The organism is Staphylococcus pseudintermedius (assembly GCF_034042775.1).
Classification (GTDB): Bacteria; Bacillota; Bacilli; order Staphylococcales; family Staphylococcaceae; genus Staphylococcus; species Staphylococcus pseudintermedius.
Genome location: NZ_CP120150.1, coordinates 1,440,409 through 1,463,409 on the forward strand (window position 1 = coordinate 1,440,409; position 23,001 = coordinate 1,463,409).

A 23,001-nucleotide genomic window follows, 5' to 3' on the forward strand; every position below is an offset into this window, starting at 1 on the left:
TCTCACTTAGTAACACGTTTTATGATTGATTTTGAGATGCCAGTGACAGTTGCTGAATGTGCATCGTTAAATATGCGACTTCGGCTTCGTCCACTCGTACATCAATTTGTGATTGTATCATTTTAACTATTTTAACAGCTACATTATAGCATAACGGATATTGTGCCTTCAATAGGTTTTCAAAACTCAGTTCAATTGTCGTACGTTCGCCTTTTTTCAACCGTTGTAACAGAAAATGAATATGTCTCACAAACCGTTGATACTGAATGGATGCAACTGGAATTTGTATTTTCATATCATTTTCAATCATTCGAATCGCATTGTTAATCAACTTCGGTACATATTGCATTTCACTCAAATCAATATCATCTGTTTGAGAGGCAATATGCAGCGCAATAAAACCAACTTCATCTTCTGGAAAGTCTGTGTTCAATTGCAAGTTAATACGCGCCACTACTTTTTTCGCGATTTTATACGCTTCTGGATAACTGTATTTCGTCTCACTTAAAAATGGATTTTTAATTAACTGTCCCTTTTCCAAGCGTTTCAATGCAAAAATTAAGTGATCGGTTAAGGAGACGATAAATGATTCTTCATGATGCAGTTCAAAATGCGTCATTATAATTTGTACAGAATCAATGACCGCACGTAAGACACGTTCATCGGTATGTGCCACTAACATCTTGTAATGGTCTTGTTCATTTTTATTTTCTAGTTTAAACACTTTTTCAATCGTATCAAGATCATTGATTTTCATCCCTGGCTTTTTGTTAAATCCAAGACCTTTACCAATGATAACGACTTCTGATTGTTGATATTCGCAAATGAGCACGTTATTGTTGAGGACTTTTTTTATCGTATATTGATTCACTTTTATGTCACCTCTTCAAAGTACAATTCAAATCATATAACGAAATGACTATAATTGAAAGCACTAATTTTCGAAGTTGAAATTTGTACGACACTTTTTATTTATTAATATATAGTATTGTTCGCTTCATCATAGTAGAAAACGTCTATAAAATAAAAGGGCTACAGGCAAAATGCTGCCCCAGCCCTCTACAAATTAATCTTCTTTTTTATTTTTATGGATGGCGTTACCCCAAGATTCGATACCAAATAAATTGATTTCTAAATTTTCTGGTCTGAAAATCGGACGCTTGCCTTCTTTACGTTGACGTTGATAGTCTCGCATGACTGCAAAAGCAATATTGGACAGGCCGATAATGGCGATAATGTTAACGATAGCCATTAATCCCATAAATACGTCAGCAGTATTCCAAACTGTTTCAGTCTTTACAACAGCGCCTACGAATACGAGAATAACGACAAAACAACGGAAAATAAATAGCACAACCTTATTAGTAGATAAAAATTCAATATTAGATTGTCCATAGTAATAGTTACCTATAACGGATGAGAATGCAAATAATGCAACAGCTATAGATAAGAATACGCCACCTGCACTACCTAAGTGTTCGTTTAACGCAGATTGTGTTACGGCAACACCTTGTGCTTCACCTTCACCAAATTTCAAGCCTGAATATAATAAAATCATAATCGCTGTCGCTGTACAAACTAAAATCGTATCAAAGAAGACACCTAATGATTGAATTAAACCTTGCTTGACAGGGTGTGATACTGCGGCAGTTGCAGCTGCGTTCGGTGCAGAACCCATCCCTGCTTCATTTGAGAAAAGACCACGTTTCACACCTTGTAGTACAGCGAAACCAACTGCACCACCTGTCGCCTGGTCAATACCGAAAGCACTTTTAATGATTGTAGAAATCATCGGGAAAATTTGATCGATGTTCATCACTAAAATGACTAACACGATTAAAATATAAATAATCGCCATCACTGGTACAATCACTGATGATAATGTTGCAATACTTCGCACACCACCGAAAATAACAATCGCTGTAATAACTGCTAAAATGATCCCTGTCACCAACGGACTAATGTGATATTGCGTATTTAATGACTCAGCAATCGTGTTTGATTGTACTGTGTTAAATACAAACGCGAATGTCACAGTGATCAATATCGCAAATAAAACACCTAACCAACGTTGATTCAGCCCTTTTGTGATGTAGTATGCAGGACCACCGCGGAAGCCCCCTTCTTTATCAGGTACTTTATAAACTTGTGCTAACGTTGCTTCGATAAAGGCACTCGCTGCACCAATGATTGCAATAATCCACATCCAAAATACCGCACCAGGACCGCCAAGTACAATCGCAGTTGCCACACCTGCAATATTCCCTGTACCTACACGTGAGCCGGCACTAATAGCGAAAGCTTGGAATGACGAAATCCCCTTCTTACCACTTTCAAGAGTTTCGGATTTATCGGTTAATGCACGAAACATCTCAGGAAGCCATCGAATTTGGACGAATTTTGAACTAATCGAGAAAAACAAGCCTACTGTCAACAGTAACCCGATTAAGTATTGTGACCAAATCAAGTCGTTTCCTATTTGAATAAATGCTTTAAACCAATCCGGAATTAAACTATCAAAATCTCTCACTCGAACCCCTCTTTACTCTTCAGTTTAAATGTCAGTGTCATTTTAAAATAACTAGTCTCATTTTATCATCATTGTGCAAAAGTGACTATCTATTTTTTAATACTAGTCCACATATAGGTCTTCAATTTCACCGAATGTACTCGTATCAACCACAAAACTACCATTTGTGTACTGTTCTGACAAGTGAATGTCTTTAATCAATCCTGTTGTCTCATCTTGTTGAGATACAAGTCGATATTGTGACTGCTCAGGGCGACATACTCGTGCTGCAACGACGCGGTGTGGTTGCTTTTTCAACTCTTTTAATAACGTAATACCACGTTGTGCACGTTTCGCTTGTTGTAACACTTTAAAACCAATGCGCTTCAATGCACCGCGTTGTGTCGCAATTAAAATCGTGTCTTCTGTTTGAATGTGATCAGCTAGGACGACATGATCTTCGTCTTTTAGGTTAATTGCTTTAATCCCTGTTGCACGTAATCCAGTATCTGGCAGTTCAGACATCGGATAAGTCAGTGACATGCCTCGGTGTGTTAACAATGTAATGAGTTGCGACGACGCATCTGCTGGCACAAGCATCACTGAAATGAGCGCATCGCTTTCTTTCACTTTCATCGCTACGAGCGGCTTTGTTGTCCGTGTTGACTTAAAGCCAGACAATAAACTTTTCTTAATCATACCTTGACGTGTCGCTGTAATGATTGCGCGCTCATCATTGAATTCAGACACAGTGTAACAATCTACCACACGTTCATCTTCTTCAATGGGCACGATTTGAGATACATGTTGACCCAAATCTTTCCATTTCACGTCAGGCAATTTATGCACAGGTATGAGCAAGTAACGTCCTTTATTCGTAAAGACCATCGCGTAATCTTGTGTATTGGTTTCAATGATTTTCAACACTCCATCACGCTCTTTTAAGCCAATTTCTTCTTTACCACTCGCATTGAAACTTCTTAGCGATGTCCGTTTAATATACCCTTCTTGTGTCAGACTTAACATGACTGTTTCACTTGGAACAATCACTTCTTTATCGATTTTAATTTCAGAAATTTTCTCTTCAATGACCGAAAGGCGTGGTTGTTTAAATTGCTTTTTGATTTCAGATAACTCTTCTTTAATCACATCGAGTAACGCATCGTGATTTTCTAAAATATGTTTCAATGCCGCAATTTTTTGTTTGAGTGCATCATACTCTTCTTGCAGTGCCACAATGTCGGTATTCGTTAAACGATAAAGTTGTAACATCACAATGGCTTCTGCTTGCGCTTCTGTAAAGTCATACGTTTTAACTAAATTCTCTTTCGCATCACGCTTATTTTTTGAATTTCGAATTAATGCGATGACTTCATCTAGAATAGAAAGAGCCTTCATTAGCCCTTCAACAATATGCATGCGCTCTTCTGTATGTTTTAAATCAAAGCTTGTACGACGTGTAACAACCTCAATTTGGTGGTTGAGATAACTACTAATAATCGGCTTGATTCCCATTAATTTCGGGCGTCCTTCCGTAATCGCAACCATGTTGAAGTTGTACGCCACTTGTAGATCAGTATTTTTGTATAAGAAGTTTAAAATTGATGTCGCATTAACATCTTTTTTCAATTCAACAGCGACACGTAAACCACTTCGATCCGTTTCATCACGCACTTCGACAATCCCTTCCACCTTTTTGTCCGCACGTAACTCATCAATCTTTTTCACGAGACTACTTTTATTCACTTCGTATGGAATTTCTGTCACGATAATTTGACTACGGCCATTACGCAACGTTTCAATGTCAGCTTTAGCACGTACAACGACTTTCCCTTTACCTGTTTCATAAGCTTTTTTAATGCCATCGATGCCTTGAACAATACCACCTGTCGGAAAATCAGGCCCCTTAATATATTTCATGAGCTGTTTCACTGTCAGATCAGGATTGTCGATATATTTCAACGTCGCCGTAATGACTTCCGCTAAGTTGTGCGGTGGAATATCCGTCGCGTAACCCGCTGAAATCCCTGTCGAACCATTCACCAATAAATTTGGAAAGCGTGCCGGTAAGACCATAGGCTCCATTTCGGTATCATCATAGTTCGGCACAAAATCGACAGTATCTTTATTAATATCACGTAAAATTTGTTCAGATAACTGACTTAATTTCGCTTCAGTGTAACGCATCGCAGCAGGAGGGTCATTATCGATACTCCCGTTATTTCCGTGCATTTCAACGAGCACGTGACGTAATTTCCAGTCTTGACTCAAACGGACCATTGCATCATACACAGAACTATCCCCGTGCGGATGCAACTGACCAATCACGTCCCCGACTGTTTTGGCACTTTTACGAAAATGTTTATCATACGTATTGCCATTCGAATACATCGAATACAGAATACGACGCTGCACCGGTTTCAATCCATCGCGCACATCAGGCAAAGCACGCTCTTGAATGATGTATTTACTGTAGCGACCAAAACGATCACCAATAACGTCAACTAAAGGTAAATTTTGGATGATTTCAGCCATTATGCGTCCTCCTCTGCAATATCGTCATCTGATAAAATTTGAATTTCTTCATTTTCTAAAATACTTAGATCTTCTTGCATACCGAATTGAACATGGCGCTCAATCCATTCACGTCTCGGTGCTACTTTATCACCCATCAATGTTGAGACACGTTGCGACGAGCGAACTTCATCGTCTATTTGCACACGAATCAGTGTACGTGTTTCAGGATTCATCGTTGTTTCCCATAACTGATCTGGGTTCATTTCACCTAAACCTTTGTAACGTTGAAGCACGAAACCTTTACCCATTTCACGTTGTAACTTTTCTAATTCTTCATCTGTCCAAGCGTATGCAATCTTTTTATTTTTGCCTTTCCCTTTTTCTAACTTATAAAGGGGTGGTAAGGCGATGTAAACACGTCCTGCCATCACAAGTGGTCTCATATATTTGAAGAAGAATGTCAATAACAATACTTGAATGTGCGCACCGTCTGTATCCGCATCGGTCATAATAATAATGCGGTTGTAGTTGCTGTCTTTTAAGTTAAAATCATTCCCCACGCCTGCACCAATCGTATGAATAATCGTATTAATTTCTTCATTTTTAAAAATATCTTCTAAACGTGCTTTTTCAGTGTTAATGACTTTACCGCGCAATGGTAAAATCGCTTGGAATTTACGGTCACGGCCTAACTTAGCAGATCCCCCCGCTGAGTCACCTTCAACTAAGTACAGTTCATTTTTTTCAGTATTTTTACTTTGTGCCGGCGTTAATTTACCCGATAATAACGTGTCTTTACGTTTATTCTTTTTACCAGAACGTGCATCTTCTCTCGCTTTGCGTGCTGCTTCACGTGCTTGTTGTGCTTTGATTGCTTTTTTAACGAGTGATTTAGACAATTGCCCCTTTTCCTCTAAATAAAACGGCAATTTCTCAGCCACAATCGCATCAACTGCACTTCTTGCTTCTGGCGTGCCAAGTTTAGACTTCGTTTGACCTTCGAATTGTAATAAATGTTCAGGAATTCGTACTGAAATAATAGCAGTTAAACCTTCACGAATATCATTACCTTCTAAATTTTTATCTTTCGCTTTCAAATCGCCAATTCGACGAGCATATTCGTTAAATACACGTGTCATCGCAGTTTTAAAACCAACTTCATGCGTCCCACCATCTTTTGTACGCACATTGTTAACGAAGCTCATAATACTTTCAGAGTACTGGTCGTTATATTGGAATGACACATCGACCTCAATTTCATTCGCTGTACCTTGGAACAAAGCAACATCATGCAGCACTTCTTTACCTTCATTGACATAGCTCACAAAAGCTTTAATGCCTTCTTCGTAATGATACACTTCGCTACGTTCTTTTCCTACACGACGATCTTCTAATGTGATTTTTAAATTTTGCAATAAAAATGCAGACTCTTGAAGACGCTCACTTAAAGTTTCAAAATTAAAGCTTGTAGCAGATTTGAAAATTTCAGCATCTGGCTTAAATGTAACAGTTGTACCCGTTTTTTTCGTCTTTCCTTTTTTAATCAATTTCGTCTGAGGTACGCCACCGTGAGCGAACTGCTGTTCAAAAATTTCGCCGTCACGATGAATTTCTACAGACAGTGATTCACTTAAAGCATTAACTACCGATGCCCCTACACCATGCAGACCACCTGACGTTTTGTAGCCGCCTTGACCGAATTTGCCACCTGCGTGCAATACCGTAAAAATCACTTCAACAGTCGGCTTACCTGAACGGTGTGTCCCTGTTGGCATGCCGCGACCGTTATCCGCCACAGTGATGCTTTCGTCTTCATTGATTGTTACGTTAATTTCGTTCCCGTAACCATTTAAAATTTCATCTACAGAGTTATCCACGACTTCATATACTAAATGGTGCAAACCGCGCTTATCTGTAGAACCTATGTACATGCCTGGTCTTTTACGTACGGCTTCAAGTCCTTCTAAAACTTGAATCGCATCATCAGAGTAATTATTAACCTTTTTTGCAGACACTCAATTCCCCTCCTACAAACATACGTTCGTTTATCAAACTATACAATAGCTATTCTTATATAAATCAAGGTAAAATGCAAGCCTAATCTAAATAGCAGTAAAAATTAATATTATTTTTATGTGTATCGACTATTGATTACAAACTGTTATCTATGTAAAATCATAATGAATCAATGGTACACTTTTAAATTCATTAATAGCATAAAGCAATTCAATAAAATATAAAAATACCTCATCTTCTCTTAAATTATGTTAAAATAGGAGTAGGTACTAAAAGGATGTGAAGAATCATGGTGTTAATCCTACTATTCATCGTTAGCTATTTAATTGGTTCCATACCAAGTGGCTATTTAATTGGTAAGATTTTCTTCAAAAAAGATATTAGAAAATATGGTAGTGGTAATATGGGAGCCACAAATAGTTTTCGTGTACTTGGGAAGCCAGCTGGTTTTGCAGTCACATTTTTTGATATATTCAAAGGCTTTATCGTTGTATTTTTACCTGTACTTTTCAACGTAGAAATACACGGTTTACTCGTGGGAATTTTTGCAATTCTAGGACACGTTTATCCGATTTACTTAAAATTCCGTGGTGGAAAAGCTGTTGCAACAAGTGCTGGCGTGATGCTTGCTGTCAATCCGATTTTGTTACTTATTCTTGCAGCTATCTTTTTCGCTATTTTGAAATTAACAAAATACGTTTCTTTATCAAGTATTATTGCAGCTATTTGTTGTGTTATTGGCTCTTTCTTTGTGAGTGATTACATTATGCTAATCACAAGCTTTGTAGTGGCGATATTATTGATTTATCGACATATGAGCAATATTAAACGCATTATTAAAGGTACAGAACCGAAAATTAAATGGATGTAATCATAAAGTTTTAAATTTCATTGAAAACCCCTTACAATAAGGTTGAATTACATTAACCTTAATATTGAAAGGGGTTTTTTACGTGAAAATTGAACTTACAGATGACGCTGTTGAATGGTTCAAAGACGAATTAGAATTACCTGAAGAAGGAAAAGTATTACAATTCTATGTGCGTTATGGCGGCGAATTCCAACTCAAACAAGGCTTTAGCCCCGCTTTTAATGTAGAATTTGAAAGTGATATTGATGAAATTGGTTTTGAAGAAACATTTAATGACATTCGTATTGTGATTGCGGAAAAAGACGTTTGGTACTATGAAGATCACAAGCTTTCCATCGACATTAACGACGATGAAGTTATCTACACAGCTGAATCCATCGAAGCATAATTATGTGACGTCAAATGTAAAAAGGTGTCGACCAGGAATCTTTTTTTATTTATAGAGATTTCTAGCCGACACTTTTTTATATTTTTATTCATACACTATTAAACACTGTATTCAGCACACCTATTTTATTAGTCTATGTCCGAGCTTTTCACTTCTAAATCTTCACCAGCTTGATTACGTTGGTCCACATCATGATATACTGTATACCAACTCGGAAATGCTTTATCTAAACGAACAGGTTTTCCCGCATCTTTTGTAATGATTACATTATCTGTATATCCCGTTGTAACCAGCTCACCTTTTGCATTATAGATTTCATATTGATAACGAGAACGTAAGCGCGAAAATCGAGAAACCCACGTTTTAATTATCACTTTTTCAGGGTATGTCACACTTTTTTTATATTGAATGTTGAGTTCAGTTACTGGTGACACAACGCCTGCTTGTTCCATTTCTGCATAGTCTAGACCCAGCTTGCGTATGTAATCTGTACGTGCCACCTCAAACCAAGTCGCATAATTTCCGTGATAAATCACACCCATTTGATCCGTTTCTTGGTATCTTGCTTCAATTTCCGTTAATGCATAAATCATTCTTTTACCTTCTTTCTATATAAGAGAAACATGCTGCATTTGAAAAGTCATAATCGATTCAAATCAGCGCTGTCTCACAATTTGAAACTTTAACTTCATTCATCTCTATGACATTATCGCATATTTTGATCAATTTGATACAGTGTGGACCTCTTAACGTTGAGTTTTTAAAAATCGTTTAGAATATTTAAGTTGACATAATATGATTATAATAAAGTGATTCGCCTTACATGTTCAATTGGTCGATGACTCGCATTTTCTCATCACACAGCACCATGACGATACGTTACTAAAATTCATAATAAAAAGGGATAAGCGCCAATGATGACCTTATCCCCTATCATTAAAAGCCTCAATTATGCCATTACGCTGAAGCTAACTTCTTACGTAATACAAGTTGTAGAATACCACCATGACGATAGTAATCAATCTCAACATTTGAATCGAAACGTGCAGTTACATCGAATTCAACTGTTGTACCGTCTTCTTTCGTCGCTGTCACTTTAACTGTTTGACCTGGTTGCACATTTTCATCGAGATCAACCGCGATTGTTTCTGTTCCATCTAATCCTAATGTATCCGCAGATTCGCCTTCTTTAAATTGTAAAGGTAATACACCCATCATTACTAAGTTTGAACGGTGAATACGTTCGTAACTTTGTGCAATTACTGTTTTCACGCCTAAAAGATTTGTACCTTTAGCTGCCCAGTCACGAGAAGATCCCATCCCATAGTCGTTACCTGCTAATACAACTAAACCAGTACCGTCTTCTTTATATTTCATTGCAGCATCGAAAATAGGCATGACCTCACCAGTTGGCCAGTAAGTTGTATAACCACCTTCTGTACCAGGCGCAAGTTGGTTTTTAATACGGATATTCGCAAATGTACCACGTACCATCACTTCATGGTTACCACGACGTGAACCATAAGAGTTGAAATCACGTGGCGATACACCATTCGCTGTTAAATATTGACCTGCTGGCGTATCTTTACCAATCGCACCCGCTGGAGAAATATGGTCCGTTGTCACTGAGTCACCAAATTTACCCATCACACGCAAGTTAGATAAAGGTTGGATTGCGCTAGGTTCTTTTGATAAACCTTGGAAGAATGTAGGATTTTGAATGTATGTTGATTGTGGATCAAAGTCATACAATGGTTGATCAGTTGTATCGATTTGGTTCCATAATTCGTTGTTGTCATACACGCTCTTATATTCTTCTTTAAAGAGTTCGGGTGTTACAACGCTTTCCACTGCATCTGCAACTTCTTGAATTGATGGCCAAATATCTTTTAAGAACACATCATTGCCTTGTTGATCTTGACCTAATGCTTCGCTATGAAGATCGATATCTACAGTACCTGCCAATGCATACGCAACAACAAGTGGTGGTGACGCAAGATAGTTTGCTTTCACTAATGGATGGATACGACCTTCGAAGTTACGGTTACCTGATAATACAGAAGTCACAAGTAAATCTTCGTCAGCAATCGCTTTTTCAATTTCTTCTAATAATGGACCTGAGTTACCGATACAAGTTGTACAGCCATAACCAACTAAGTTAAAGCCTAATTGATCTAAGTAACTTTGTAAGCCTGAATCACGTAAATAACCTGTTACGACTTTTGAACCAGGTGCTAAAGAGGTCTTCACATAAGATGGTACCTCTAAACCTTTTTCAACTGCTTTTTTCGCTAGCAAACCTGCACCTAACATCACGTATGGGTTCGATGTATTCGTACAAGATGTAATCGCAGCAATCGCAATATCACCTGTCGTCATTTCAGTTGTTGAGCCGTCTTTAAAGTTCACTGTCGCTGTTTTGTCGAATTCTGCCTTATCTAAACCATGACCTTGGTTACCTGCTGGTGCAGTGACAGATTTTTCGAATTCTTTTTTCATGTCGCTTAAGAAAATTAAATCTTGAGGGCGTTTAGGACCCGATAAAGACGCTTCAACAGTTGATAAGTCTAAATCTACCACATCTGTATAGTTCGGTTCTTCATTGACATCAAAGAACAAGTGATTTTGTTTTAAATATGTCTCTACTGTTTCAATGTGCTCGTCAGAACGTCCTGTTAAACGTAAATATTTTAAAGTTTCATCGTCAACTGGGAAGAAACCACAAGTTGCACCATATTCAGGCGCCATATTTGCGATTGTCGCACGGTCAGCAAGTGGCAATTTGTCTACACCAGGACCGAAGAATTCAACGAACTTACCAACAACGCCTTTTTTACGTAATAATTCAGTTACACGTAAGGCTAAGTCTGTTGCATTCGCACCTTGAGGTAATTCGTTCGTCAAACGTACACCAATTACTTCTGGAATTGGGAAATATGAAGGTTGACCGAGCATACCGGCTTCAGCTTCGATACCACCAACACCCCAACCGAGAACACCTAAACCATTGATCATCGTTGTATGAGAGTCAGTACCTACTAATGTATCAGGGAATGCAACTTGCTCACCATTTTCTTCACGTACGTGGACAACATTCGCTAAATACTCTAAGTTAACTTGGTGAACGATACCTGTTGCTGGCGGTACAGCATTATAGTTATCAAACGCTTTTGTCGCCCAGTTTAAAAATTGGTAACGCTCATAGTTACGTTCAAATTCTAATTTCATGTTGCGCTCTAACGATTCAGGATTCGCATAGCTATCTACTTGTACAGAGTGGTCGATAACTAAGTCTACTGGTACTTCTGGATTGATTTTAGTTAAGTCCCCACCTACATCGTCCATCGCTTTACGTAATGAAGCCAAGTCCACGACAGCTGGCACGCCAGTAAAGTCTTGCAAAATAACACGTGACGGCTTAAATGGCACTTCACCCTTTTCATTTTCTTTACCGAAAGATGATAGTGCTTTAATGTGTTCATCTGTAATAACAAAACCATCCTCTTGACGTAATACAGATTCAAGTAACACACGAATTGAGTATGGTAAACGACTAATTTGTGTATAACCTTGTTCTTCTAAAGTGTTTAAATCGTAATAAGTTAAGCTCTTACCATTCAATTGGAATGACTTTTTTGCTTGTGCTTTTAAATTTGAAGCCATTGAATATCCCCCCTGATATTTTTATATACCGTTTATTTAATTGTATAATTAACGCTTTATGAAAACAACTAAATGGAGAGCAAAAGTAACCATTTGGAGTTTTGACTTTCTAATCAGTTATTATAAGCAAAAGTTATGATAATAATATAGCGTTATAAGTATATGTTATTAATTGAGAATGATTTTCAATAACATTTTTGATTGGGGGAGACATATCCGTATAAGATATTGACACTATATGAGCGATAACGTAAAAAACGGCTGATGATATGTAATCACCAACCGTAAAATTTCATATTTATTTTTCTTGTTCACGTAAGCCTTTACGTTTTGAAATCAATTCGTCTTCATAATCTTGTTGTGAATTTGCGACGTATTCTTTCAAACGATGCTTATTCGGTGTTAAAGTAAGGCCTAAGAATTTACGCTCTTTATTGGCATCTTTATAGAAACTAATCATCATCAGAATCACAATAAAGGAAAACGGTAACGCACTAATAATCGCAGCACTTTGCAAGGCGTTTAAACCTGCTTCTCCGTCACCGCCACCTGAAAGTAACAAGACAAACGCGATTAATGATTGTGCGATCCCCCAAGTCACTTTAATGAATGCACTTGGATTAAGCGAACCATTCGTAGTTTGCATACCTAATACGAATGTCGCCGAATCTGCTGATGTAATAAAGAATGACGCAATAAGTAATAATGCGATTATTGATAAAACAATGCCGAGCGGGATATGGTTGAATACACCAAACAATTGTGTTTCTGCTGACATATCAAAAATCTCTTTATGTTTCTTAGCCGTCTCAATTCCTAATACACCAAATACACTAAACCAAATAAAGCTCACGATAACAGGTACAAGTAATACGCCCGAAATAAATTCTCGAATCGAACGTCCTTTTGATACACGTGCGATGAAAACACCAACGAATGGGCTCCAACTTAACCACCAACCCCAATAATAAAGCGTCCAGTCAGACATCCATTCACGCTTTTGTGGGTTCGTAGCTGCTGCATCAAAACTGTTGAATAAGAATGAATTTAATAGACTACCTGTTGAACTTGTAAACATATTTAAAATTAACACTGTCGGTCCAACAATTAGTCCCGTAATTAATAACAATGTACCAAGTCCAATGTTTAAATTACTTAAATATTGAATCCCTTTACTTAATCCTGACCATGCACTCATAATAAATAAGATAGTTACAACAACAATAATGATAGATTGCGTCACAATTGTATTAGGTAAACCAAATAAGTAATTTAAACCACCTGAGATTTGTAATGCCCCCATACCAAGTGAAACCGCAACACCTATCACTGTTGCAAACACTGCCAACACGTCGATAATTGTTCCGATAAGGCCATCGACATGATCTCCCAAAATTGGGCGCAACGTTTTAGAGAGTAATCCCGGTTCTCCTTTTCTAAATTGTGCATATGCTAACGCTAACGCAACTACGCCATAAACTGCCCATGCATGAAAACCCCAATGAAAGAATGTCGATCGTAATGATTCGGTAAATGCTTCCGTAGATTGTGGATCTGCATTAGGAGGAGACGCAAAGTGAGAAATAGGTTCAGCTGCCCCGTAGAAGACTAAACCAATCCCCATACCTGCACTAAACAACATCGCAAACCAAGAAACTGTATTAAATTCCGGCTTGTCGTTTGGACGTCCCAACTTTAACTTTCCGATTGGGCTAAAAATTAGAAAGATACAGAAGAATACGATAATCGTAGTTAAAATAAGATAATACCAACCCAGTTTATCTGTAATCCAAAGTTTAATCGTATTCGTAAATTCACCAAATTGTGTTGGGATGAATACACCAATCAGTACAATCGCAAAAACGATAATCGCACTAACTAAGAATACAGGAGAAAACTTCTTACCATTTGGTTCTGGAGTTGAAGAATTCATAAAATAACATACTCCCTTTCCTCATATTAAATTTTAAGTATCACACACTAATAATCAAAAAAACTCAATAATTAAATTAAAAGTGCAATCGACATATATACCATAACAAAACATTATCATATAATCAATGTACTAAGAAATGTATGGATTTTTAAGAAAATTTTGTATTGCAATAATTGTGCTTTCGTGTATAATCGTTTTTGTTATTCAAAAATTTTGTAATTAGAGGTGAATTGGACATGCTGCAAGAATTTAAAAACTTTGCGTTAAAAGGTAACGTGCTTGACTTAGCAATCGCCGTTGTCATGGGGGCCGCCTTTAATAAAATCGTTACATCGTTAGTTGAAAACATCATCATGCCATTAATCGGTTTATTATTTGGCGAAGTTGACTTTGCGAAAAACTGGTCAATGTATGGTATTAAATATGGTATTTTCATTCAATCTATCATCGACTTCATTATTATTGCATTTGCATTATTCATTTTTGTTAAAATCGCAAATACGGTTGTAAAACCAAAAGAAGAAGAAGTTGTCGTAGAAGAAAATATTGTATTATTAACTGAAATTCGTGATTTATTACGTAAAGACAGTAAATAATCGGTAATATAGTGAGGCTGTGAAATTCAATTTTCTCAGCTTCTTTTTTATATATCCTATGCCACGAATATTATCAAAGAAAACTGTCACCAACACCTTTGAATAGAAAAGCATTGGTGGCAGTTTCACGTGCGTACGGAGGAATATATGTCATCAGCTTATTCATCACCGTTTTCTCGATTTCGATACAGGATCAAACCGGTTACATCTCAAAAACATGCATCATGATTATTCATTGCTTCTTAAATGCGTTGTACTTTGGTAGTTTTTAGATACAACTTCTAAAATAATCGGAATGCGATTTTTTAGTTCTGAAACGTGCGAAATGATACCGACTAATCGACCACTCGATTGCAATTGAATTAAAGTATCGAGGGCTGTTTCTAACGTTTCTTGATCAAGTGTCCCAAATCCTTCATCTATAAACATCGCATCTAACGCAATGCCACCTTGTTCACTTTGAACGACTTCACTTAATCCTAACGCCAATGCAAGTGAGGCTTGGAACGTTTCACCACCGGACAATGATGTAATGTGACGCGCTTGGTTAGAATAGTAATCAAACACCTCAATCTCAAGACCACTAAACCCTCTTCCTTTTTTCTCATTTCTCACTAATTCATAACGCTGTCCGGTCATACTGAGGAGGCGTTGATTCGCTTTCAACAAAATCTGTTCTAAATAATGCATTAAAACGTAATTTTCTAACGTTAGGTTATGTGCATTTTTGCCACTCAAAATTTCAGCAAGTTGAAATAATTCAATTTGTTCGTTGAGAGTATTTTTTAAATAAGTCACTTCATCATTAATTTTTTGTGCTGTTTTTTGATTTTGTGTCGCTTGAAATGCATATTCATTAAAACGTCTTTGTACATCTTCAAAATCTGCACGTTGTTGTTGTTGTTTTACTTTTAAATCATCTAAATCTTCAACGGTAATTGCGGACAGTTGCTGAGACACATCTTGCATTTTAAGTTCTACTATTTGTTTTTCATGATGATACGTTTTCACTTCTTGTTCATATGCTTCTTTATAAACACTGTCTTGTAAAATATCAAGTAATGTTTCACGATTCTGAATGTTTAATGCTTCCAATGCTTCATCAATGTCGGCATTTAAAGTTTGCACTTGTTTTGAACGTTCAATGATTTGATGTACACACAATTGTATCTCATATTGTTGCTCTTTTATCTTTGTTGTAAGTTGATCACGTCGTTCGGTTAATGTTGCTTTTTCTTGATAAAACTGATCGACAGCTGATTTCAATTGGGTAAAGGCTGATTGGAATGTCTCAATATCGTCGTATGCCGTTTCAGCAACAAATCTGTCCATACGCTCTTGAATGTATTCTTGTTCGTTCTTTAACAATTGTATTTGCTGTTGATTTTCGTCTATCACTTGATGAATACGACCAACTTCTTCTTGAATGGTTGCAATGCGTGAATTTTCTTTATCGATGGCCTCTAGCTTTTGTTTTATGTCGTGTTGTTCCGTTTCTGCCTTCTTGAGGTTTTCTTCATTAAAATCAACTTCACCGATTTCAGCAAGTTGTGCTTTGGTGTGCGCAATATTTGCATCACATTTAATCTTTTGTTCTTTAAGCTTTTCAAGTGTTTGCTCAATAATACGATTTTCTTGTTGAATCTTTTTAATTTGTTCTATGTCAGCATCCGCTTCAACATGATGCACCGTTTGACCACATACTGGACATGGATCATTTTGACTTAATGTCGCGCGCAATGTCATAACAGCTTGTTCATGGTTCAACAACTGTTGTTCATTTTCTGAGATGACTTGAATATTCGCCTGCTTTTGAGCAATCTCCCCATCGATTCGCTTTAAATCCTCAGTGTATTGTTGAAGCTGTTGTTGTTGTCGCGCTTGAAGTGTTGCATGATTTTGTGCGATGCGTAATGTCGCAACTTTTTCTACTAACACTGCCTGTTCAGTTTGTAATTGTGATTTTTTTTCATAATCAGGTTGGCGTTCTAAATCGTCCTTGTCAATCGCTTCAAGTGTTTGCATTGCTTCTTCATTATCCTGCATTAACTTTTGTATCGTTTGCTCAATGTTTGTCATACGTGTATATTTTTCCTTCAATTGCTTACACTCTTGATAAAAATGATGTGTGCGCTCAAGATACTGTGCTTTTTGGTTCATCTCATCTTCTTGTAATAAATGCGTTTCAAGCGTTTGTTGCTGTTCAATTTGTTCTGTTTCTAAATTTTCGTTTTCATTCTGCAGTTGTTCATACTCATTTTGTTGTCGTTTTAATGCCACTTCTAATTCTTGAAGATTTTGATACATTTTCAGCGCCATTTTACTTTCATTCATTAACTTTAATTGCTGTTCAAGTTGCTGAATGTGCAGTTGGCGTACTTCAAATTGCTCAAGTTTCATCTTCAATTGTATCTGTTGTTCAGATAATTGTTGGCGTAAAATTTGACGTTCTACTGCTTCATTCACACTTTTTAATTCTTTTTCAACCTTTGATTTTTCTTCTTGCACTTTTGAAACTTGTTGTTCTGCAATCGTTTCAAATTGAGGTAATGCAGCCATCATCAAATCATATTGTTCACTTTTGAGTCCTTTTTCCACTACTAAATCAGGATGGTCTAGTGTATACAATTCATCCCAAGCACTTTGTATTTTGGTATAGATTTGATCGATTTCATTTTTCATGCTTTTCGTTTTATCAGTGAGTCGATTTTTCAACATATCATATAATTGCGTATTAAAAAGCGTCCTTAAAATAGTTTGCTTATCTGAACTATTTGAGACTAAAAACTCTTTAAACTCCCCTTGAGGCAATACGAACAACTGTCTAAACTGATCTTGTTTGAGTTTTAGAAGTTCTAAAATGAAGCGTTCCCCTGCTTGAATTGTACTCTCTATAAGTTCAAAGCGCCCTGCCTTATGACGATACACTTCAAGCTTCGGTTTCGTTTCATTTTTATTACCTGGTTTTAAAAACGATGCTTCACGAACGACTTTATATAATCTACCAGAAATTTCAAATTCAAACGTGACGGTTAAAGGTTTGGTAGCGGCTGCAAAATGACTTCTTAAATGTTTCACTTCTCTTTTTTCTGTCGATGCACGACCATACAATGCATACACAATCCCATCAAAAATCATCGTTTTACCTGAACCTGTCTTACCACTAATCAGAAACAGTTGATTAGATTGAATACGGGAAAAATCAATCGTTTCATCTAAAAATGGGCCGAAATTTTGAAGGTGCAACTTTAATGGTTTCATGATTATTCCTCCTCATTCATCGTTTCTAACAACTGGATGACATTACTTTTTTGCGTCTCTGAAAGCGTATCGGTCGTCATTTCAGAGTAAAATTGACCCACGATATCTAATGGGGATAACTTTTTAACATCTGCCAATACTTTAGACTGATAAGATGACGGTTGTGTTTGTTGCGTTAACGACAGTGTATTCGGATAAATTTGTTTCAACTTTTGCATAGGGTCTTTGACGTGCGTTAATTGTTCAACATTAAAATGAAAATAATTGTCATCACTTTTACGCTTAAAACGACCATTCATAATATCATCAAAACTTGCTTCAACAACTTCTAATTCACGGGCTGGCTTTAATGGGATAAAACTTTGGCGTATCGCTTGATCGGCTTCAATATGAAATAAGCGCACTCCCTTAACTTGTTGCACTTCGGAAAATGAATATTGCAACAGTGAACCACTATACACAACGTTTTGATACTGACTCGCAAAAGGATGATGAATATGTCCAAGCATGACCGCATCAAAATCTACCAAAAATTGTGGCGATACTGCTTCAATAGTACCTATCGTAATATCACGTTCCGAATCACTTTTTGGCGCACCTGTAAGCGTAAAATGCCCCACTAAAATGTTCGTCATTGCAGGATTTAACTGTGGTCTTACTTGATCGACTAATTTTTTCACAGCCTCTTCGTAATTTTCTACAGACACTTCTAAATACTCACGTGCTTCAGATAAAGTAAAAAATGGTAGCGTATAAATGGCCACATTCCCCAAAATCACTGGTTCAAAAAATTGCTCAATTTCCGTAGTAATATAAAGCTGATTATGTCGAAACCAAGAGGCACCATAGCGCAAACGTTCTTTACCATCGTGATTGCCATTAATCATCACAACCGGGATTTGTATCTCTAAATTGATTTTTGCAATCGTTTCTTCCATCAGTTGAATCACATATTTACTCGGATAAGCCGTATCATAAATGTCTCCTGCAATAATGAGTGCATCCGGTTGTTCACGTTCAAGCACTTCAATCAATTGTTTTAATACGTATTGCTGATCTTCCAAAAACGAATGACCGTTTAAAACTTTGCCTAAATGCCAATCGGCCGTATGTATTAATTTCAATTCCATCACCTCAGAACAAATGTTCGATTTCATTTTATAGCATGCTATGGCTCATTTCAAGTGATTGCCGACGCTATTTATTAACATTTTGCACTTGCTTTCAACTATAGAAAAAAGACCTCGCAGCACGCTCACTGCAAAGGTCAATAACATACTCATTATGCGACAATTTGGTCTTTGATTTTTTTATATCGATAAAGCATTGCAAGTCGCCAAGGTACAAGCATACTAAACGCGAGCAAGAAGAACATCCCCGCTAATTCCCCAGGGTCTACAGAATTACCTAAGAAGACTTTCAGCACTGTACGAAACAGTAATAACGTGACCAGCACAAATGGGAATGCTTTAGATTTTTTTAAATAAATTTGGCTACCTTTGACTTCAAAATGCGAGGTCATAATGAGTACACTTGAAAAAACAACCCCTAACACGACGGATTCAATGATTTCAAAACCAGTTAATCTAAAATAAGGGACGACATACATCAGTGCACCCGTAGCCATAAAGAAAGGAGGCAAAATAATTTTCTTTGTATTTACTGGATATTTTTGCGCCTTCATTCTAATGACAATGACACCTGCACCCATTACAAACGCAATGAGTATGGATAGAACTAAATATGTCAACGCTGCTCCTCCTAACATCATCCAAAGATACCAATAAGTATATCATATGACAAGTCAAATGAGTAATGGTCTATACTTGTCGTTTTGAATGGAAAATGGATATATTCAATAGTTTTCCATATTAAAAAGTATCGTTGAACTGTTGAAACCAAAAACTTGTTGTCTCGCTTGCCTTCAAAAAAATAGCAAGGATGCGCGATTTTTTAATTCCAGCACAAATCCTTGCTATCGTTAACGTTAAAGAACATTACATTTTTTTATCCATGTTTTTGTTCATCATTGTCATCATTTGATTAATTTTCTTTTGAGATGGTTTTTGTCCCATCTGCATCATCATCATGCGTAACATTTCTTCATTGATTGGTGGGTTTTTCTTTAAATAATCCATCATATATTTACGTGCTAAGAAAAAGCCCCCAACTAATCCACCGATAAGTGCAATAACAATTAATAAAATTGCTAACCATGTAGCCATAGTTTCACCCACTTTCTTTATCCTTTTGCATTTTACTAAAATTATGTATGCTTTTCAAGATATGGAAGACAAATTTATACCAAATCTAAAAAGAAAAGCCGAGCTCAAAATCGACTGATCGAGCTCGACGCTATATTTGACACTATTTTAGAGGAAATTATAATTTTTCAATTTCTGCTAAAACATTATCTTTAGTGAAGCCGTATTTCTCAACAACTAAGTCGCCAGGCGCACTTGCACCGTAACGGTCGATACCTACAACAACACCGTTCATACCAACGTATTTATGCCAACCTAATGAAGCTGCCATTTCAACAGCTGCACGTTTTTCAACATGTGGTAATAAAATTTCATCTTGGTATGCTTTTGATTGATTTTCAAATGCGTTCCAGTTTGGCATTGAAATGACACGTACACCTTTACCTTGTTCTTCAAGTGCTTTAGCAACGTCTACTGTTAAGCTCACTTCTGAACCAGATGCTAATAAAACGTATTCTGGAGATTTTTCAGTTTCGAATACAACGTAAGCACCTTTTCTTACGCCTTCTTCAACTGTAGATTCTTCCACATCTAATACAGGTAAACCTTGACGAGTTAATACTAATGCAGTTGGTGTGCCGTTTGATTCAACAGCGACTTTCCATGCAACACGTGTTTCGTTACCATCAGCTGGACGAATAACGTTTAAGTTAGGGATCGCTCTTAAACCAGCCAATTGTTCGATTGGTTCGTGAGTCGGACCATCTTCGCCTACAGCAATTGAGTCATGTGTGAATACGAATGTTGAACGTAAGCCCATAATGGCTGCTAAACGTAATGCTGGTTTTAAATAGTCACTGAATACGAAGAATGTCGCACCATATGGGTGTAAACCGCCGTGTGCAGCCATACCGTTAACAGCTGCTGCCATTGCGAATTCACGTACACCGAACCATACGTTTTTACCAACGCCATTTTCAGCAGAGAAGTCAGTTTCGTTTTTAACATTTGATTTATTTGATGAAGCTAAGTCAGCTGAACCACCGAATAATGTTGGTACGGCTTTACTTAACGCTTGAATCACATCACCAGAGTCTGCACGAGAAGCCCCTTTGTGACCAAGTTCAAATTTAGGAAGTTCATTTTCATAGCCTTCAGGTAATTTACCTGCCATAGCATCTTCAAACTCTTTGTATAATTCAGGGTATTTCTCAGCGTATTGTTCCACTTTTTCTTTCCATGCTTTTTCATTTTCATCCGCACGTTGAATCATTGTTGAATTGAAAATGTCATAAACTTCATCTTCAACATGAAAATGTTTAGATGGATCAAGGTTATAGCTTTCGAATGTTAAGTTACGTTCTTCTTCACCAAGTGGCGCACCGTGTGACGCGTTACTATTAGATTTGTTAGGTGAACCGTAACCAATGATTGTTTTCACTTCAATGATTGTTGGACCAGCTTGACCTTTAGCTTCTTCAATCGCTTTATCAATCGCTTCAATGTCGTTACCGTCTTTTACAAGAATGTGGTTCCAACCATAAGCTTCAAAACGTTTTTTAATATCTTCAGAGAATGCTTTTGAAGCTTCCCCGTCTAGAGAAATATCGTTTGAATCATAAAGTGTAATCAATTTGTCTAATTTCAAATGACCTGCAAGTGAAGCTGCTTCATGTGAAATACCTTCCATTAAGTCACCGTCAGATGCCAATACATAAGTGTAGTGATCAACAACGTCGATATCTTTGTTGAATTTAGCAGCTAAATGTTTTTCAGCCATTGCCATACCAACTGACATCGCAAAACCTTGTCCAAGTGGTCCAGTCGTAATTTCTACACCTTGTGTGTGGTGATATTCTGGGTGTCCAGGTGTTTTAGAATCCCATTGTCTAAATTGTTTTAACTCATCAAGTTCGAGTGAACCAGACACATGTAATAAACTATAAAGCAATGCTGATCCGTGACCTGCTGATAAAATAAAGCGGTCTCTGTTGAAATATTCATGTGACTTTGGATTAAAGTTTAAATGGCGTGTCCATAAAGTATATGCCATTGGTGCTGCCCCCATTGGTAAACCAGGATGACCTGAATTCGCTTTCTCAATAGCATCAATACTTAATCCACGTATTGTATTTATAGCTAAGCTATCATTTCGTTGACTCATTTGAAAATCCTTCCTTTCTGATTCCATATCATAATTACATTATAACCGAAACACTGTCTGAAACCTAATAAATGGCACCGCGTTATCCATTATGTTCAAAAATACTAACTACGTAATTGATTTTGCTTTTGAACTTCTTTTAATTTCTCAGGCGTTACGTCATTGCCATCTGGATCTATCACTTTTGTGTTTTCTATTTGGCTTTTAAAACTGCTTCTAAATACTTCTAAATACTCACTTCTTAATTGAGATTGTTCTTTTGCTTCCGTTTCAGTAAGGCCTTCACTTTTTTTCTTATTTGCGAGTTCATTAATTCGATTTAACTTTTCTTTACTAAGCATATGAGCTCCCCTCCGTGATTTTCTTTACAAAAATATAACAGAAAAATGTTATAAAACCAAATGCTTGAACTCAGCATAAAAGTAAGCGCTGTCATTGTTTGAGCGTTATTCCAAGCTAACACTTTTTCTCGTATAGTAATTCCATCTACTAAAAAGACCATTTCGTGTTTTTTAATGAATTTACATGTATTAAAGAAGAAACTAGAAAAAGACCATAGAGAAAATCACCTGAACCTTTTTTTCACTACGGTCTTTGTATGGCTTATTTAATGACTCAACGTCACAGCTACAACGGACTGTTCGTTTGTATGGTTACGCTGCTGTTCGTATTTTTGTTGTTGTTCTGTTGGTGTCGTTTTAAGTTGATGATCTGTCATTTCGTACGTTTGTTCTGTTTTACTTGCATCAGTGGCGAGTAAAAAGAAGGATAAAAATAAGATTAAAGAAATGATAAACACTGATAAGAACAAGTAAACCTCTGAACTTTTAATGTGAAGCATCTTCGTCACTCCTCGAACATTTGTTTGCATTAATA

General features: G+C 36.9%; 17 protein-coding genes. 3 read left to right on the plus strand and 14 right to left on the minus strand.

Annotation, left to right across the window (positions count from 1 at the left end):
- Positions 1 to 19 precede the first annotated feature (19 nt).
- The 4 genes from glcT to parE form a co-directional block, all read right to left on the minus strand.
- Positions 20 to 871: a glucose PTS transporter transcription antiterminator GlcT gene (gene glcT, locus P3U61_RS06875; protein WP_014613972.1), complete on the minus strand. Its 852-nt coding sequence runs from the start codon at positions 869 to 871 to the stop codon at positions 20 to 22.
- A gap of 195 nt (positions 872 to 1,066) precedes the next feature.
- Entirely contained in the window at positions 1,067 to 2,530 is a 1,464-nt protein-coding gene (locus P3U61_RS06880) for a glutamine transporter AlsT (protein WP_014613973.1), read from the minus strand.
- A 102-nt stretch (positions 2,531 to 2,632) separates the two neighbouring features.
- Positions 2,633 to 5,044 carry a DNA topoisomerase IV subunit A gene (gene parC, locus P3U61_RS06885; protein ID WP_063279036.1) on the minus strand — a complete coding sequence of 804 codons (2,412 nt, stop codon included), beginning with the start codon at positions 5,042 to 5,044 and terminating at the stop codon, positions 2,633 to 2,635.
- Positions 5,044 to 7,041, minus strand: coding sequence for a DNA topoisomerase IV subunit B (gene parE / locus P3U61_RS06890; protein WP_015729091.1), 1,998 nt, complete (start codon positions 7,039 to 7,041; stop codon positions 5,044 to 5,046). The genes parC and parE overlap by 1 nt, the downstream gene beginning before the upstream one ends.
- A gap of 290 nt (positions 7,042 to 7,331) precedes the next feature.
- Between parE and plsY the strand changes: the two genes are divergently transcribed.
- Both plsY and P3U61_RS06900 read left to right on the plus strand, forming a co-directional pair.
- Positions 7,332 to 7,913: a glycerol-3-phosphate 1-O-acyltransferase PlsY gene (plsY, locus tag P3U61_RS06895; RefSeq protein WP_014613976.1), complete on the plus strand. Its 582-nt coding sequence runs from the start codon at positions 7,332 to 7,334 to the stop codon at positions 7,911 to 7,913.
- 82 nt (positions 7,914 to 7,995) lie between these two features.
- Complete coding sequence (locus tag P3U61_RS06900; RefSeq protein WP_015729090.1) at positions 7,996 to 8,301, plus strand: HesB/YadR/YfhF family protein; 306 nt, start codon at positions 7,996 to 7,998, stop codon at positions 8,299 to 8,301.
- 128 nt (positions 8,302 to 8,429) lie between these two features.
- Here P3U61_RS06900 and menI read toward each other — a convergent pair whose 3' ends face one another.
- From menI to P3U61_RS06915, 3 genes are all read right to left on the minus strand, one after another.
- A complete protein-coding gene (gene menI, locus P3U61_RS06905) occupies positions 8,430 to 8,894 on the minus strand; it encodes a 1,4-dihydroxy-2-naphthoyl-CoA hydrolase MenI (protein WP_015729089.1) in 465 nt (154 codons plus the stop codon).
- A gap of 364 nt (positions 8,895 to 9,258) precedes the next feature.
- Complete coding sequence (gene acnA / locus P3U61_RS06910) at positions 9,259 to 11,964, minus strand: aconitate hydratase AcnA (RefSeq protein ID WP_014613979.1); 2,706 nt, start codon at positions 11,962 to 11,964, stop codon at positions 9,259 to 9,261.
- A 298-nt stretch (positions 11,965 to 12,262) separates the two neighbouring features.
- On the minus strand, positions 12,263 to 13,897 hold the full coding sequence (locus P3U61_RS06915; RefSeq protein ID WP_014613980.1) for a BCCT family transporter: 1,635 nt from the start codon (positions 13,895 to 13,897) through the stop codon (positions 12,263 to 12,265).
- A 239-nt stretch (positions 13,898 to 14,136) separates the two neighbouring features.
- On the opposite strand from P3U61_RS06915, the gene mscL reads away from it, so the two are divergent.
- Positions 14,137 to 14,496 (plus strand): large conductance mechanosensitive channel protein MscL, encoded by a 360-nt coding sequence (gene mscL / locus P3U61_RS06920; protein WP_014613981.1) that lies wholly within the window; start codon positions 14,137 to 14,139, stop codon positions 14,494 to 14,496.
- A gap of 228 nt (positions 14,497 to 14,724) precedes the next feature.
- Here mscL and sbcC read toward each other — a convergent pair whose 3' ends face one another.
- The 7 genes from sbcC to sosA all read right to left on the minus strand — a co-directional run bounded on the left by sbcC (position 14,725) and on the right by sosA (position 22,966).
- On the minus strand, positions 14,725 to 17,757 hold the full coding sequence (gene sbcC / locus P3U61_RS06925; RefSeq protein ID WP_099991923.1) for an exonuclease subunit SbcC: 3,033 nt from the start codon (positions 17,755 to 17,757) through the stop codon (positions 14,725 to 14,727).
- A 2-nt stretch (positions 17,758 to 17,759) separates the two neighbouring features.
- Entirely contained in the window at positions 17,760 to 18,881 is a 1,122-nt protein-coding gene (gene sbcD, locus P3U61_RS06930) for an exonuclease subunit SbcD (protein WP_014613983.1), read from the minus strand.
- Between the two features lie 158 nt (positions 18,882 to 19,039).
- Positions 19,040 to 19,507: a CcdC family protein gene (locus P3U61_RS06935; RefSeq protein WP_014613985.1), complete on the minus strand. Its 468-nt coding sequence runs from the start codon at positions 19,505 to 19,507 to the stop codon at positions 19,040 to 19,042.
- A gap of 247 nt (positions 19,508 to 19,754) precedes the next feature.
- A complete protein-coding gene (locus tag P3U61_RS06940) occupies positions 19,755 to 19,982 on the minus strand; it encodes a YneF family protein (RefSeq protein ID WP_014613986.1) in 228 nt (75 codons plus the stop codon).
- Between the two features lie 157 nt (positions 19,983 to 20,139).
- Entirely contained in the window at positions 20,140 to 22,125 is a 1,986-nt protein-coding gene (gene tkt, locus P3U61_RS06945) for a transketolase (protein ID WP_014613987.1), read from the minus strand.
- Positions 22,126 to 22,229: 104 nt separating this feature from the next.
- Positions 22,230 to 22,466, minus strand: a complete 237-nt coding sequence (locus P3U61_RS06950; RefSeq protein WP_014613988.1) for a DUF896 domain-containing protein — start codon at positions 22,464 to 22,466, stop codon at positions 22,230 to 22,232.
- 266 nt (positions 22,467 to 22,732) lie between these two features.
- Positions 22,733 to 22,966, minus strand: a complete 234-nt coding sequence (gene sosA, locus P3U61_RS06955) for a DNA damage-induced cell division inhibitor SosA (RefSeq protein ID WP_014613989.1) — start codon at positions 22,964 to 22,966, stop codon at positions 22,733 to 22,735.
- Positions 22,967 to 23,001: the final 35 nt, after the last annotated feature.